Source organism: Bacillus sp. RC252, assembly GCF_044909215.1.
GTDB lineage: Bacteria > Bacillota > Bacilli > Bacillales > Bacillaceae_G > Bacillus_A > Bacillus_A mycoides.
Map to the genome: position 1 here is coordinate 74,636 of NZ_JBIYDV010000024.1, position 16,123 is coordinate 90,758.

The window sequence follows — 16,123 nt, forward strand, 5'->3', positions numbered from 1 at the left end:
CCACATTTCACCCTCGAAACGAATGAAAATTCGGAAAATAAATCATGTAATACAGATAGTAATCTTAACATTTGATTACTTATATGACTAGATAAGTATTTAAAATAGTAGTTTCTAAATCATATATAAATTAAAAGGAATGAGTCCGATTCAACATCGAACTCATTCCTTACTAGTAACCTAAATTTTTGTATCTAACTTTTCAGATGCAATTCATTTCCGGTTCTCTTTTCAAACTTAGCAACAGAACTGTTACCTATTACTGAACTCTTGATAGATTCCATGCTATAGTATCAGTCCCATTCTCTCCATTACCATATTTCATATAATCGATTAAATATCCTACCTTTAACTTATTACCATTAGATAGTATGTTCCATTGCTTATGGTGTCCAGTGAAATTCTTTGGATATGCATGATTAAATTTAAAAGTACTTGCGTTCTGTTTTTGATCTAAATGGATATAACTATCTTGAAGTTTTAAATATGCATAATCTGAATAAATAGGATTTTGAAATTTAATTAATACCTCTTCATCCTTTTTAATTGGTTTTCCAGGTTTAGGTTGACCTACTCTTTCAATAATTACATTCACTTTTTCATCGCTAGATTTTTCAGCCCAAAGATACTCCCATTTATTCCCTGCATGATGACTTCCCAAATAAGCTGTATTTCCATATGAAGCCACGGTATAAGGAACTCCTTCTGTAACAAATTCACCTGAATTATCTACTACATAATCTTCAAATTCTTTATTAGCTTTAATTTCAGTATCAATCTTTTGTGTAGGCGTTAGATTGTGTGCGTCATTGATTTCAAATGTAACTTTTCTGTGCGCAGCAATTTCAGATTTAATAGGGTGTATATTTTCTCTAGACTCATATGTAAATCCATTTTCACGTTTAACCAGTGTTACTGTTTGTGACGGAGCATTCCATTTCTTACTATAAGTAGTAGGAATATCTTTACTCACTCCAAATAAACCAGGTAAAATTGTTGCCCTAATCTTTTGCGTCACAGAATCATAACTACCTTCTACTAATGTTGGTTGCTGTAGTTTTGCAAAAGCTCCGTGTACAGAGTCTTTATGTAAATAACCGCGATCTCCCTGTCCCGCTTTTAAATCGTTCAATGCATCAGTTCCATTATTAGCTGAAACCACTGATACGTTATTAGTACTTTTAGCCTTGTTTACAATATGATTTACTTTTTTCGTATCTATATTTACCTGTTGAAAAACTTCGTTATAGGATAAAACTGGCTTATCAGCAAGAGATTTGTCTTTAGGAGTATATACCCTAAACTTTGGTATATTTCCTATATCTGTTTCTAATTGTTCAGTAGTTGCATTTACTCTAGACTCATATCTCCCTGAATCCCCCAAATGCATAATTTCTTCACCTTTTTCAATAGATAAATCCATTGTACTTGTAGGTAAAACTTCAATCGAAAGAAGTTCCCCTTGTTCAACAGCTTTCAATTCATCCAAAGATAAGACAATATTCGCATCTGCTTGTCCTTCTAAACTGTCAATTACTACTTCTGTTTTATTCCGTCCACCTTTTTCTGTACTTAAATAGTTTGCTTTATAACGATCTTGTGTTGCCTTTACAGTATTAATAATTTTGTTTCCTAAACGAATATTAAAATGAGGCGATACATTTTCAGCGGATGCTGTGCCTACATTCTTATATTCCAGATGTACTCGTACTTTTGCTGCGTTCGCTGTATCCACAGTTGTTGCGGTAGACCAATCAAAATTATTTGTATAACTCTCCGTTTCAGTAGTTGTTTTTGAATATCCGTATCCCACGTTTGCTGAAACACTTCCGGAAGGAACAGGACCGGCTGCTGAGCCTTCTACACCACCTGAACCACTTAAACCTACATTAAATGAATGTTGTGTAGATACACTTTTTTCCCATCCTCTACTAACTGATCCGCCATTATTATCCGTAATGGTTGCAATAGGAATTACTTCAATTCGTTTGACACCAATTTGCAAATTCGGCATGTTGGCAACTATCGGATTGAAATTAGTATCAGAATCGTTGTTATAATTCTCAACCTCATACATATCAGTAAAAGGATCGCCATCCGTATTTGCATTCATAGGATTCGATATAAATTTTGGTTTCCCTTTATCCTTCTCGGGATCCCATGCTTTCGCTTCATTTTTTCCAGTTTGTGAATTGAATTCAATTTTATATCCATTAATCTCTAAGTCGTTGGAAATACCATCTTTATCCCAATCGTTGTTTGCCATTTCAATGTTTTGTGTAATGAGTGAACCTATTTCCCCATCAGTTCCGAGCGTGAAATTCTTATCTTCTTTTTTTACATTTGCATTCTCTTTGAATATTTCAACTGTACCTCCTGGATTCGGTTGTTTTACATCTGCTAAAGCAGGAGATGCTAAAGTCAGTGCCATCGATACACTACCTAATACACTAATTGCTGGCTTCAATTGTTTCATTGTTATTTTTCCTCCTTGGTTTCTAGGTCCATTAGAACACCTACTAGTAAGATTAATTTCATCATATATAACAAATCTTTCTTTTCTCTCTCATAACTGTTAAAAAAGTCTCTCGTAAATATTACAAAACACTTACAGAGTTTTTAAAAGCCATAAAATCTATATATGAAACATCAAAAAGCCGTAATATGAAGAATCGATTACAATATATACAAAAAGCAGCTAGCCAAAGCTAACTGCTCACTAACTTATAAAATTTCAGTAAAAGAATGTATTAATTTTGAAGTGTGCAAATTGGGAGAGTGACTTCAACTATAGTCCCCTTATTCACATCACTCTCAATAAATACCTTCCCCTGGTGTGTTTCAATAATTTTATAACAGACCATTAATCCTAAGCCGATTCCCTCTTCCTTAATACTGTAAAAAGGTTCTCCTAAATATGGTATACGTTCTTTTGGAATCCCACATCCTTGATCGATAAAGCGAATCCTTATTTGATTATTATCAAGTTTATCAAATTGAATCAAAATTTCTCCTCCTGTTGGCATGGATTCAATTGCATTTTTTATAATATTAACAAATACTTGTTTTAATTGATTTCCTTCACATGGAATCAGTGGAATACCAGGTGTAAAATCAATTCTAATTTTTATATTATTCATCATTGCTTGAGGTTGCAGTAGCATTAAAACTTGATCCATTAGCACACTAATATCATTAGGTTGTATCTTTACCACCTGTGGTTTGGCTACCGCCATAAATTCATTAGTAATACTTTCTATACGCTCAATCTCTGATGATACTATATTTATATAACCCCGATTATTCTCAGTTTCCGTTGATTTTAGTAATTGCATAAACCCTTTCATTGCGGTTAATGGATTATTAATTTCATGAGCCATTGCAGTCGCTAATTGTCCTACGACAGCAAGTTTTTCAGATTTCCGTAGTAATTCTTCTGTTTTTAGCCGTTCAGTGATATCACGAGAAATACTTAGGAAAACTTTTTTACCATTTAAGTTAAAAACACGGACACTAAACTCAGTTGTTATTATTTTTCCTGTTGGAAAAACATATTCATCTTGCAAAGTGAAGGAAGTTTGTCCCTCTCTAATTCTTTTTAACAACCTTACAATCATTTTAGAATCTTGTGGTACTACATTTGGAAATGGTAACGAGAGCAGCTCTTCTCTACTATATCCAAATCTTTTACAACCAACAGGGTTTACCTCAATGAATCGACTTGGAACATGATTTTCATTCAGCTCTACTACATATACTGCATCAGTTGCTTGTTCGATTAGTGCACGGTACTTCATTTCACTATCTTTTAATTGTTGGTGTAATCGATGTCGTTCTCTTTCTGCTTGTTTTCTTTCAGAGATGTCTCTACATATTGCAGATAAAGCTATCACTTTTCCTCTTACGTCTAGTATAGGAGAAACTGTCAGACTGACATCAAGAAGACTTCCATCCTTACGTCGTCTAACAGTTTCTAATCTGGTAACTACGGATTCCCTTGTTAGAATTTTCTGAATATTTTTAAGTGATTCTTCCATTAAGAAATCTGGTACACAGGGTAATCTCTTACCTATGATTTCTTGTAATGACCATCCAAATATCTTTTCATAAGCTTTATTTGCTTGTAAAATATGCCCTTCTCGATCAGAAATGGTAATAGCATCTACATTATGCTTTATAAATGATTCTAGTAATTCTTTGGTAGCTCTTAATTCTGATTCTACCTTTTTCCTTTCGGTTATATCGACTATAGAACCAACAACTTCCATAACTTGTCCATTTCGTTTAATCGGCCTAAGTGCAATAAGAATAATCGTTTTATCATCTGGCCAGGGTAATTCGAATATAATTTCTTTCCCTTCCCATGCCTGAAGATAATACTTCATCAATTGTGGAACTAAATGTGGTGGAACAATAGAAGCATCAATAGTCCGTAAGCTTTTCCCTACCACCTGTTCAGAATAAAATCCTTTTTGATAATAAAACTGTCCATCACATAAAGTGTGTATAAAGTGCTTACCCACTTTTTTAAATTTAAAAATCCCTCCTTGAAGCTCATGTACGGTATCTGTGAGTTCTTGCTTGGATTTTTTTAATTCCCGATTCATTTTAGATAAGTCCTGTGTTAAATAATATAATCTCTGGTAGGCTTCCATAAGAAATAGCCCAATTAAAAGCCCTAAAGCTATATATAATAAGCCTCCAGTGTAAAGTAACTTAGTATTAAAGAATACACCAACTAACCACTTTATTCCGACAAAAACAGAAAAATATAAAGATGCACTTTTAAAAGGATGAAGGTTTTTAAAATATGTTTTAAAAGTAACAAATAGGATACCCAAACCTAAATAAGCAATCACAGGAGGTTCCCAGTAACCTCCAATGTAAAAGATACGCATTATAATAATGCTAATTAACGTAATCCAACCAGCAATGCGACCAAAGTAAATAAAAGATAGAATAAGAGGAACAACTCGAAGATCGTAGGAAAATCCCATGTATGGAAAAGAAAAGAGCATCAAAGTAACTGCAATAATCCCTCCATAGAATTTTTCGAAATATCGTCTGGAATGAATCAAAAACACTTGAATAAATATCGCTGCGCTAACTAATAAAGAAAAAATAGAAAGATTGATGAAATAGTCTTTAATAATCATGTAATGTCCCTCCTTGCATTAAAGATATATTCGACAAAAAAACAGAAAATCCTACAAATAGTACAAACAGTTCAGGTGCAAAAAATATAATTCCCTACATGACAGTACATGTAAATAGTATCATATTGATTCAAATCGAAAACCAGGGAATCTTCCATTTGAACCTTCAAATACCCCAAAAATAAGGTGTTTATTTAAATGTTATGTACAAAAAAACGTAGGAATATTTAATTCCTACGTTTTTTATAAATTAATCAATTCCTTCACTATTACAATTCTTCAAATTCCTCAATTTCGGCTTTTCGCTTTAAAAATATTGCAATATCTTTATTCTCTCTTTTTATTGTATTTGCAATCTTTTGGTTAAGCCCTACACATAAAGCAACCAGCACCTTGATTCAATGTTCACTTTTTTACTGTACAAATTCTTTTGCTTTAGCTAGGTGTTCTAGGAAATAAGGAGCCTTATGCCGTTCAATTTTTCACTTAACTTGGTGTCTAGTTTAGTGTACCATCCCCATGCCCATCAACTTAAGAAAATAGATTCACCCCAAAACGAAAAAATGAGCTTTTCTGTTAAAAGTTAGCACAAAATTTCGTTCTGGGGGTATTTGTTTTTCTTAGCTTGATAGCGATGTGTACCATCCCCAATTAATGCATTTTTTGGGGTTCAGTTCATTATATTTTCTACTTTGTCTTTATACACAACATATTCTTTCCCATCCACTACTGCTACCACCGCAAATTCATCATTTGGATTGAATGAAAGCCAGTCAGCCCACATGCTTGTATTAGCACCTCCACTCCACATATGATGAACAGTGTTTTTAGTTAAATTCATAACTTTATAAGACGCATTTGGTGCATTTGTTCCAGTCTTTATTTCAAAAGTGTATGCGTTATGGATTTTTTTATAAAAGTAAAAAACGTTTGATGGACGAAGTAGATTCATAAAATCCTGTTCTTTCTTCTCTGCAATTTTTATGCCTTCTAGTAATGTGACAACATCTGTTCTTAATGTTTTCCAACTATCTTTAGCTGAATTCAAGTTAGGCTTTAAAAATTTATATCTATTTTGATCAGCTTTTTCATCAGCTTTATCAATATGCCCCAGTACGCCCGAATATTGAGAGTCTAAATCATCCCATTGTGTGGACATATAAGTAAGAGCAGTAATAGCACTATCAATCGTACTATGCATATCACTAATATTATGAAATGCAACTCCGACTACACGATTTAATGTAATTTTATAATCAACAGTTTTACGTAATTCTGCTAAAGCAGGCTCTAATCGACCTAAATTATCTCTAGCAGTACCTATCATTATGCCACCAGAAATAAGTGTGGGGATAAAAGGTATTTTCACCATTATTAATCCATCAGATTCTAATTTCTTATAATAGTTTACTTGTCCTAAAACTTCATCTAAACGCTTTTGATCAGTCTCCACATCAGCTCCTTGGTTTTTTAAAATCGATTGCAAGGTCTCTTTATGGCTTCCAAATACTCTAACATCTTCTCCAATAGCGTTTTTAAATTTAGTTAATTCTTCTATTAATGCTTTTGCAGACTTTTGGTTTCGTTGAATTCCCCCCCTTAAATCAGTAATCCCCTTTTTTAAAGTATCCCCATTTCCATTGTTGATCGCCTCTACTAATGTTTCATAATAATTTTCAAACTTTGTATCGTATTCAATAATGCCGGTCAATGTATCTAAAAGCTGTTTTTTTACTTTTGTATTCCATGTAACAGCATGTGCTCTTGCATTCTTTTGATCCTGTACAATTTTACTAGGTAAATCTGCATACCCATTAATAGAAATTCCTTCAAAACTCACATCCGGATTATTAATTAGTAAATAAGAATATTCATTCATAGCTTTTGCAAATAACCCAGCATCTTGTACAGTTTTTTTCATCTTTTCTTCATTTGCTGAAAGAGACATATCTCCAGTGTTCGTTTGTTCAGTTTCAATTGCAAAGGTTGCTACTGGTGTGACTGCATAGGTAGTTGTCATAATTAAAAATGCTGATACAGCCAGTATTTTATAAGGTTTTTTTTTCATCTTTTCTTATTCCTCCTGTATAGAGTATGATTTCAAGTCCTATTCTTATTAAAAGACGATGTAGTTGCATAGATTCGATATTATTAAGCGAATCTATATAAACTGTCCCCTATTAATCGATTCTGTTACAAATTTTTAAAAACAAGTAAACTACATGGCTATCTTTTTATTTGGATAAAACTTATATATAAGTGAAAGGCGAAGTCTTTAATGAGACTCCGCCTTTTTAATATATAAGGATTTATTAATTATCGCTTTACTGTTTAACAGTGTAATCATAGACTCTCTATGTTATGGTTCACTTTGCAACAGAATTAATATTTCCCTATTTTTGTGGAGTAACAGTTTCCACTTTTAATTCCTTTATCCCTTCTTTTAATGTAACAGCATCTGTTCTTAATGTTTTCCAACTGTCTTTCGCTGCATTTAAATTAGGTTTTAAGAATTTAAATTTATTTTGATCCGCTTTTTGAGCTGCATTCTCAATATGCCCTAGAACGCCCGAATATTGAGAATCTAAATCATGCCACTGCGTGGACATATAAGTAAGAGCGTTAATAGCATCATCAAGTGCCTTGTGCATTTCATTAATATTACTATAAGCAACTCCAACTACGCGATTTAATGTTACTTTATAATCCACGGTCTGACGTAATTCTGCTAATAAAGGCTCTAACTTACCTAAATTATCTCTTGCTACTCCCACTATAATACCGCCAATTATCGGTAGACCCAAAATAGCACCCTTCATTACATTAAACCCATCAGATTCTAATTGTTTATAATAGTTTACTGATCCTAATACTTCTTCTAGACGCTTTTGATCGGCTTCAACATCTGCACCTTGGTTTTTTAAAATCGACTGCAAGAGATCTTTATTGCTTCCAAATGCTCTAACATCTTGTCCAATAGAGTCTCTTAATTTAGTTAATTCTTCTATTAGTTGTTGTGCAACCTTTTGATTTTGTTGAATTTCACCTCGTAAATCTGTAATCCCTTCTTTTAAAGTTTCTCCATCCCCTGTATTAATCGCCTCTACCATTGTTTCATAATAATTGTCAAATGTTGTGTCGTATTCAACAATGCCCGTCAATGTATCTAAAAGCTGTTTCTTTACTTTCGTATCCCATGTAACAGCATGTGCTCTTGCATTCTTTTGATCTTGTACAATTCTACCAGGTAAATCCACATATCCATTAATAGTAATTCCTTCAAAGTTCACATCTGGATTTTTAATTAACATATAAGAATAGGCATTCATAGATTTTGCAAATAACCCGGCTTTTTGCAAGGTCTCTTTCATTCTCGCTTCATTTGCAGAAAGAGCCGTATCTCCATTGTTCGTTTGTTCAATTTCACTTGCAAAAGTTGTTACTGGTGAAACCACATTAGCGGTTGTAATAGTTAATAACGTCGATACAGCGAGTAATTTGTAAGGGATTTTTTTTATCATTTCATTTTCCTCCAATTTAGGTTTTAATTTTCAGTTCTATTCCTGTTTAAAAGCAATATCTTTTGAAATAAATTCTGCATCTTTATGAATATCATTCCAACTTTCTTTAGCAGCTTTTAAATCATCCGGTATTAAAGAGAATTTGTGGTCTTGCATAGAATCGATATTATCCAGTAAATCTGTATAATTTGCGCCCATTGTATTCCATTGCTTTTGAATATTTGTTAGAGATAATATCGCTTGATCTACAGTCTGATATAGATATGCCAATGTTTCTTTCGCGTTAGTAAGCGAAAGAACTGCTTGATTAGCACGATCTGCTTTCATACTTAATTCTCCGATTTTGTTAGAAATTTCGTTATAGGAGTCCATATGCTTAGATGCCGTGACACCCGCCGCAGTTCCTAGACCGATACCAGCTGCTCCAAGAGCTGAAAGTCCACCAACAACAGCTGGTGTTGCTGTACCACCAGTTACAACAATTACAACTGCTCCTCCAATAGCTGCAATAACTAAAATAGCTGCTCCCAATCCACCACCAATTGACCATGCTAATACATCATCAAAATGTTTTTTCTGAGTAGAACGAAGTTGCTCAATTTCAGCTTGAAGTTGCGGAATCGTTGCCTGTTGACCTGCTAATATTGCAGTTAATCCACCTTTCCCATCTGGACCACCAACATTATTTTTAAAATCTGTAGAATTTTGATATAGTTTCCCTTTGAAGTCTTGTAGCATCTTAATTACATCTGTAACCTCTTTTGAATTTGTATTAATTGTAGTAATTAAATCACTTATGCCCTCTTTTAGACCTGCCTTATCTTTCTTTTGTACAGTATCTACTAAAGTGTCGTAATAATTTTGAAATTGTTCATCGTAATTTACAATATTACGAGCTGTTTTTTGAATCTGTGGCTTCGCTTTATCTAACCAATAATTCGCATTGATTCGTGACAGTTCTTGATTAAGGTGAATATTTTTGAGCAACTCCCCTCCTTCTGATCCTAAATCGATATTAGATAAATTTACATTCGGTTGCTTAATCATTGTTTTTGCGTACAAATCCATTACAAGAATATGAGACCCTGTTTCAGCCAATGCTTTCTTCAGTCCCTCGGGACCTAAAGCATAATTGCCTACTTTTTGTTCTTGAGCGGTCGTTTCTTGTGCAAATGCATGAATAGTGTTACCAGTAGTAGCAGTTATAACCGTTGCCAGAGTGGCTAAAGTTAGCACTTTGAATGGGAATTTTTTCATAACTATTCTCCTTCTTTCGCTAGATTCTTATAATCTTTATAGTTTTTTCAAAAACGTAATATCAAAATTTATATACCTGTTCTTCAAGGTAACTTATTACATTTTTTAATTGTCTTAATGTATCTTTTTGAGACTGCTCGTTTGTTGCATCAACATTAGTAGATAATTTTGTAATGTTATTTTTTATTAGATCCAAATCTTCTTTATAACGCTTTAGTAGGTCAAGTTCTACATCTACTTGATTTGCAAACGTATGCACATCATTTTGTGTAAGAAGAAGCATTGATTTTTGTAAATCTGCTATTGATAGTTTCGTTGTTAAATCATATATTTTTTGATTTTGTTTCTCTAAATCATCTAAATATGCTCGCTGTTCTGCTGTTAGTTTATTTACTTCAGCGAAGACACCAAGTGTTTTCTTAATCTTTTCAGTATCAATGGCTTTCATCAGGTCATATTCTTGCGTTTTTGTGGCTGCAGCTGCAGCTATTTCACCTTGTTTGCTTCGCTCAATTGCTTCACGAGCTGCTTTTTTGGCTGATTCAATTTCTAGAGCAGTTTTACCTTGCTCTTTCGCTTCTTGCGCTGCTTTTTTCTCTGCTTCTAGAATAGAGTTGTTAATTTCTTTTCCTTTGTTATACGCTGCCATCCCTGCTTGAGCAGCCGGTTCAATAATTTCTTTTGAAAGACTATAAACTTCTTTGAATATAGCAAATCCCTGCTCATTTAAAGCTCCTGGTATTAATGCAATTTGTTGTAAATCATTTTGAATTGCTTTCTTGGTATTTAATAATTCATTTTTTAACTGATCTATTTTCCCTGTTCCATCTGTACTTAGTATGCCTTGTGCTGTTGCCACATCAGTATCGAAATCTTTCAATTTTTTATCAAGCTGTAATTTAAGTTCTGTTAATTCATTAATTTGTCGTTGCGCATTTTCTTGATTCGTCATAGCCATTTCTTGAAGAACTTCAAGTCTATCCAAAAACCCTTCACTATCTTCTTTATTGTCTACATACGATTTTAATGTCGGATAATAGCTATTAAATTTCGTTACAAATCCTTTACTTTTTGAATTTAATAGAATTAACTGTGGATAGAGTTCTGATGACCATTCCTTCATATCTTGTTTGATTAGGAATTGATTGGTATTTAAAGCTGGGACTTCCTCTAGCTGTACATTAGGACTCATTAAAGATTGATCAATATACGTTTGGATTAATTTAGATTGCGCACCTAATTTTCGTAATGATGAAGAAATATCCATGCTTTCCTGTTGAGTTTCTGCTTGAACGATTGGTGTTGCGAGAGTATTGATAGGAATAGTTGCTCCAGTTACAATGGATGTTATTAAAAATCCTGTCATTATTTTATTTTTCATTCCGTACACTCCTTTACCATTGTTTTTTATAACTCGATTCATATAACTTGTACGCCCTAGCGCTAGGCTCTCTCCTTGCACACGCATGAGGAAGGGGAAGTCTTTCGGATAGGGTGTTATCGTTATTATTTACTTCTAATAGGATCTAAAGATTTTACTTCCCTCTCATTTAGATACTCTATTTTTCAAATAGGAAACGATAAAAATTCATCAGCTATATTTGAATTAGCTGCCCAATGAGTAGTAAAATATTATTTCTCCCCTAGAGCTGCTAACTTACAGAGCCGTGAAGATAGATAAACTATTGCTTCTAGAGTTAATCCTGTCATGACCTTTTTTTAATATCAATTTCATAATATGGTTTTTAGTTTTGTCAGCAATAGCCTTACAAGACTAAAAAAGATGAAATTACACTGTACATTGCTTATACTTTTATTGCGGAATAAATTCACTTTTGTTATGCAGTAACTTAAAACACTTTTATTACAAACTCGATCCTTTTGAGACTCTAGACCTCCTAATAAATTAACTGATTATTAAGAAAATTAAACTTAACATGATGTTACTTGCAACTTCACTATACTCCTATTAGCGTAATCTTCTCCTTTCTGTCTGGTCATACCAGTTATGTTGTTCATTAAAACATTAAATTTTCGATGCGTAAATAGCAAAATTTTGTCGATTGCGCCCGATAATTTAACTGTCAAGTAAAAAATCGAGTCGAAAATATTATACCAATATAATTAATTAGGAGTTTTATCTCTGTAATTGTAATGATTACAAATTAAAGTGTATACGGTTAATTAATAACTATTTTAGCTTAACCGTGCAGTTTTATTTTTTAAAAAATACTTATAGAATAATTTAATAGGTTTTTTTATACTTTATTTCCTTTATTTGGTTATGTATAATTGCATATAATATAGATATATCAAGTGATATATGTTATTTTGTTAAATTTTATGTAATAGCCCCTAATATCACCATTAATAAATACTTAACATGAAGATATTAATCTATAAACTTATCCATCGTTATTACTATAGGTTTTAAAATTTAAAAAAGCCGCAAAGCTTTCTCGAAAAGAACCTTTGCAGCCTTCTGTTTTTTTGTCTCCTTAGAAAAATAATGGATAGTGTACTCTTTAAAATTAACAACATGTTATAAATCTTACCCTTGTCCTTTGGCTTCACTAAATGGTTCATGGACTCTTCAAGATCTATTTGAATACATATTCCTTTTCTAGATCAATCACATACCCTTTCTAGAGTAAAAGAAACAGTATGCTCAAGTTTTAGAGTTACTTGCGCGTATATTAAAGTTTTTTCACAAGAAACTGATACTAAGCTTATATTACGGTATATTTTTCACGATACTGTCTAGGTGTCATGTTAGTTGATTTTTTGAAAACCCTTGTAAAATAACTTTGGTCGTTAAAATTAAGCCAAGCACAAATATCTGATAGTGGATATGTAGTGAGTGTTAATAATTTTTTTGCTTCTTCCACTCGTTCCCTTTGAATAAATTCACTTAAAGGAATTCCCACTTCTTTTTTAAATAATTTAGATAAATAAGTAGGCGTAATATCCAAATGATTAGCGAGTTCATTGAGAGATATTCCATCGTAAACATTTTTGCTAATATGGTTCATACATGTAATAACCGCATTTGAAAATTTTTGCGCATTGAATTCTTTCACTCGATCTGCAAAAGTACGTAAAGCATCTCCTGACAATCGCCTTACAGAGTCCACGTTCTCTAGTTGTTCCATGGTTTGGATATACAAAATACTAAGAGCAAAAGCAATGTCTGGTGGGAGATTACCTTCTATCGCATATCGAGTAGCTAAAGTAATCGCAATAATCCCATGGTTTTTTTGGTTTCTGAGTGGATCCGCTGTTAAAATTAATTCAGTATCTTCCTGCGATACTGCATACATATATTGCAACAACTTCTTTTTATTTCCCTCTTTGATTGCTGAAAAATAATTATGTACTAATGCCATGTTGTGAGTTTTTGGTTTATTTTGTTGACGTTTTAAAATATATAGATCAGGTTTCACAATTTTATAGGGAACTTCCTCTAACACTTTATTTTTTTCTACAACAATATCAACATCTAACTTTTCATTGAAAATCATGTAATGCAATAAAATTCCCATATCAATTAAAGAAGTTTTTTTAACCTCAGTTAGGGATTGAAAATAGGTTAGTCTTTCTTGAATATTATTATTTGAGTTAAATTCTTTTCGAAGTTTAAATGTCACATCATCTGATTCCTTTGAATGTATAGTGGGGCCAATTATTATAGTCCCTTTTATATAATCATGATTCGCTATATGAATTAGGATGAAATTTTCAAGATAACTGTTACATCTGAAAAGGGGCCAATTATCGGGATCATTTTCTTGATAAATGTCACTAAGGTGTTCTTCTTTAGAAGAATAAAAAGGACTACAAATATCATCAGAAATAGACTGATATAAAATTTTTTTGTCTGTAGATAAAATATGAACAGGTACATTAAAGGCTTTATGTGCGAGATCACACAAGTGTTGTATATCGATAGAATTATTCATTACCTTCTCCTCTTAATTAGATTAACTGATAAATTTTACATCTTTACGGTATAAATTCATAAATTATTTTCCGTCAGGTATAACTTACGAAAAAATATTACTATAAAATATCAAAATAGTACAATTCACGACAAAATATTACTATATCTTTTTTATGAAAATCATATATTATTTAATTGTAATTAGCATCTAAATATCAGAGTAGATAGGATAAGTAAATGAAATGAGCGAAGGTCTTTTCTTAATTCTACAAGATCTAATCATTGAACTTGAGAAAACAGTGAAGAACCTACAAAATACAGTGGTTTTCCATGCGAGGAACAAGCTGAAAAAAGATTCAAAATACAGCGAAAGTAACAGGAGATACTGTACCACTGCAAGAACCAACAGTCAAAATTCCAATTCAATTACTTGTACAAATTGAATTTTTAAAAATGGATACTGCTAATTTAAATGTAAAACTGAAAAATTACTGTGCTTCAAATTTTAGATAAAGATAACAAAAAGTCGGGAAATTAACAACAGAGGAAAATGATAAGGCTATTTATGAACCACTATGCTTTGAAAAGTACAAGCTGGGGGAATTTCAAGCATCAAACAGATACATGTTACTTAAAGATTTAATTGAGAGAACGGTCTTTTCATCAGTACAAAAATCGAATGGAATATTAGAAATACCGGCAATATATGGACAACTATTTTTATCTAATTGGTACTATATTACTGGTCGCAACATTAGTTTTACTTTCCACAAAAGAGGAAGAAATATATATATATTGTAAAAGTACTAAGAATAGCAGACGAGATAGAATATATGAATAATCTATTTATTGGTTATTCATCTTTGTATTATTAGTCTTTATACTACCTAGTTTTATTATCGTATCACATAAACTTATTATTAAATTTCCAAATACAATAGTTGTTAGTTAACAAAAACAACATCCATAATTAAGATGCACAGTAAATTGACCTCAAAGCAATAATTTTTAAGTATTATGGAATTAAAATTACGGATAATAACAAAACGATTTTAAACACCCCTACACTGCTCATGTCTAATTTATTTCCCATCGATACATATGTCATCAATAAGGTTGGAAAAGGTTATTAAAAAAGAATCTGAGAGGTTGTTTTTTAACTACAAAATTATTTTTTGGATTTTTTGTGAATAAAAGGAAAAAGAATCCATTTGCACATGAATTCTTCTTATTTACTGCTTTAACTTAGTGTAATCTGTATTGACCTGTTAACTGTTCTTCAGCCATTCGAACTAAGCGTTTTGTAATTTCTCCACCAACCGAACCATTTGCACGTGATGATGTATCAGGTCCTAGTGTGACTCCGAATTCACGAGCAATTTCATACTTCATTTGCTCAATAGCACTTGCAGCAGCAGAAATAAGAATTTCATTTGTATTACTTTCGTGTCTTTGAATATTCATAATTGCACCTCCACTATATTTGTATATAACATGTGCTTAATTATGATATTTATACGTAAGTAAACTATTTTCTTCTAGTATTTTTTAGGAAAACTCTTTTTCTTTCTCTCTTTCCCATATTCCACTAACTGAATTTGAAACACATCTGAATCCTGAATTCCTAACACATTCATTTCTTCTCTAAATGAACGCCAGGACTCTACCTTTATTGATTTTTCTTGGCCATTTCTTAATGTATAGATTCTTGAGTAACTCTAACTTCGATAATCAACCCTCCTCACACGTTAAATAATGTACATTTAATTATGTAAAAAAGACATAATTAAATATTTTTTTTATGAAAGTTTCACACCAGCATATCTGCAAATGAAGTACCCACATTATTCTTCCGTTTCATATGCTTCTCTAAATAGATTTTTGTTGTTTGGATATTTTCATGCCCAAGCGTTTGCATTAAATGATATAAATCCGCATTTCCTTGTTCAACTGCCATGATTGCAAAAGCATGACGGAATGTATGTGCCGTTACAGGATTTTCACGATACTTTAGAAAATCGGTTCTGGTGCAAAAACTTCAAAATATCTAAAAAAAGTCTTTCAGACTTGGACATACTGATACTATTACTCTAAAAAAGGATGTGATTGGTATGGAAAAGCAAAATCTATTCAAGTGGAAACATTATCAACCGGATGTTATTTTATTAACCGTGAGATGGTACCTACGGTACAACCTCAGTTTTCGTGATTTAGTCGAAATGATGGAAGAACGCGGGCTATCCCTGGCT

At 32.3% G+C, this 16,123-nt stretch carries 9 protein-coding genes and 2 pseudogenes; 1 reads left to right on the top strand and 10 read right to left on the bottom strand.

Annotation, left to right across the window (positions count from 1 at the left end; all coding sequences use genetic code 11):
• Positions 1-259: 259 nt before the first annotated feature.
• The 10 genes and pseudogenes from ABH960_RS25705 to ABH960_RS25750 all read right to left on the bottom strand — a co-directional run.
• Positions 260-2,476 carry a binary toxin-like calcium binding domain-containing protein gene (locus tag ABH960_RS25705; RefSeq protein WP_404449238.1) on the bottom strand — a complete coding sequence of 739 codons (2,217 nt, stop codon included), beginning with the start codon at positions 2,474-2,476 and terminating at the stop codon, positions 260-262.
• A 274-nt stretch (positions 2,477-2,750) separates the two neighbouring features.
• Entirely contained in the window at positions 2,751-5,156 is a 2,406-nt protein-coding gene (locus ABH960_RS25710) for a PAS domain S-box protein (RefSeq protein WP_404449240.1), read from the bottom strand.
• 269 nt (positions 5,157-5,425) lie between these two features.
• The gene (locus tag ABH960_RS25715) at positions 5,426-5,548 is read right to left on the bottom strand and encodes a hypothetical protein (RefSeq protein WP_404449242.1); all 123 of its coding nucleotides are present in this window, start codon (positions 5,546-5,548) and stop codon (positions 5,426-5,428) included.
• A gap of 278 nt (positions 5,549-5,826) precedes the next feature.
• Positions 5,827-7,224 (bottom strand): hemolysin BL regulatory component HblB, encoded by a 1,398-nt coding sequence (gene hblB / locus ABH960_RS25720; RefSeq protein ID WP_060749924.1) that lies wholly within the window; start codon positions 7,222-7,224, stop codon positions 5,827-5,829.
• Between the two features lie 325 nt (positions 7,225-7,549).
• On the bottom strand, positions 7,550-8,677 hold the full coding sequence (gene hblA / locus ABH960_RS25725) for a hemolysin BL binding component B (RefSeq protein WP_000591974.1): 1,128 nt from the start codon (positions 8,675-8,677) through the stop codon (positions 7,550-7,552).
• A 36-nt stretch (positions 8,678-8,713) separates the two neighbouring features.
• The gene (gene hblD / locus ABH960_RS25730; RefSeq protein ID WP_002128070.1) at positions 8,714-9,934 is read right to left on the bottom strand and encodes a hemolytic enterotoxin HBL lytic component L1; all 1,221 of its coding nucleotides are present in this window, start codon (positions 9,932-9,934) and stop codon (positions 8,714-8,716) included.
• A gap of 61 nt (positions 9,935-9,995) precedes the next feature.
• Positions 9,996-11,315 carry a hemolysin BL lytic component L2 gene (gene hblC, locus ABH960_RS25735; RefSeq protein WP_002185457.1) on the bottom strand — a complete coding sequence of 440 codons (1,320 nt, stop codon included), beginning with the start codon at positions 11,313-11,315 and terminating at the stop codon, positions 9,996-9,998.
• A 1,348-nt stretch (positions 11,316-12,663) separates the two neighbouring features.
• On the bottom strand, positions 12,664-13,893 hold the full coding sequence (locus ABH960_RS25740) for a helix-turn-helix domain-containing protein (RefSeq protein WP_404449245.1): 1,230 nt from the start codon (positions 13,891-13,893) through the stop codon (positions 12,664-12,666).
• 1,226 nt (positions 13,894-15,119) lie between these two features.
• Positions 15,120-15,338 (bottom strand): alpha/beta-type small acid-soluble spore protein, encoded by a 219-nt coding sequence (locus ABH960_RS25745; RefSeq protein ID WP_002165449.1) that lies wholly within the window; start codon positions 15,336-15,338, stop codon positions 15,120-15,122.
• Between the two features lie 346 nt (positions 15,339-15,684).
• Positions 15,685-15,903 (bottom strand): annotated as a pseudogene (locus tag ABH960_RS25750) (tyrosine-type recombinase/integrase); the annotation flags it as partial.
• Positions 15,904-15,985: 82 nt separating this feature from the next.
• Here ABH960_RS25750 and ABH960_RS25755 point away from each other — a divergent pair.
• Positions 15,986-16,123 (top strand): annotated as a pseudogene (locus ABH960_RS25755) (IS6 family transposase); the annotation flags it as partial.

Excerpts from the sequence above, each read along its gene's own strand:
- ABH960_RS25710 (WP_404449240.1), bottom strand. The coding sequence starts at position 5,156 with ATGATTATTAAAGACTATTTCATCAATCTTTCTATTTTTTCTTTATTA.
- ABH960_RS25740 (WP_404449245.1), bottom strand. The coding sequence starts at position 13,893 with ATGAATAATTCTATCGATATACAACACTTGTGTGATCTCGCACATAAA.
- hblC (WP_002185457.1), bottom strand. The coding sequence starts at position 11,315 with ATGAAAAATAAAATAATGACAGGATTTTTAATAACATCCATTGTAACT.
- hblD (WP_002128070.1), bottom strand. The coding sequence starts at position 9,934 with ATGAAAAAATTCCCATTCAAAGTGCTAACTTTAGCCACTCTGGCAACG.
- hblA (WP_000591974.1), bottom strand. The coding sequence starts at position 8,677 with ATGATAAAAAAAATCCCTTACAAATTACTCGCTGTATCGACGTTATTA.
- ABH960_RS25745 (WP_002165449.1), bottom strand. The coding sequence starts at position 15,338 with ATGAATATTCAAAGACACGAAAGTAATACAAATGAAATTCTTATTTCT.
- ABH960_RS25705 (WP_404449238.1), bottom strand. The coding sequence starts at position 2,476 with ATGAAACAATTGAAGCCAGCAATTAGTGTATTAGGTAGTGTATCGATG.
- hblB (WP_060749924.1), bottom strand. The coding sequence starts at position 7,224 with ATGAAAAAAAAACCTTATAAAATACTGGCTGTATCAGCATTTTTAATT.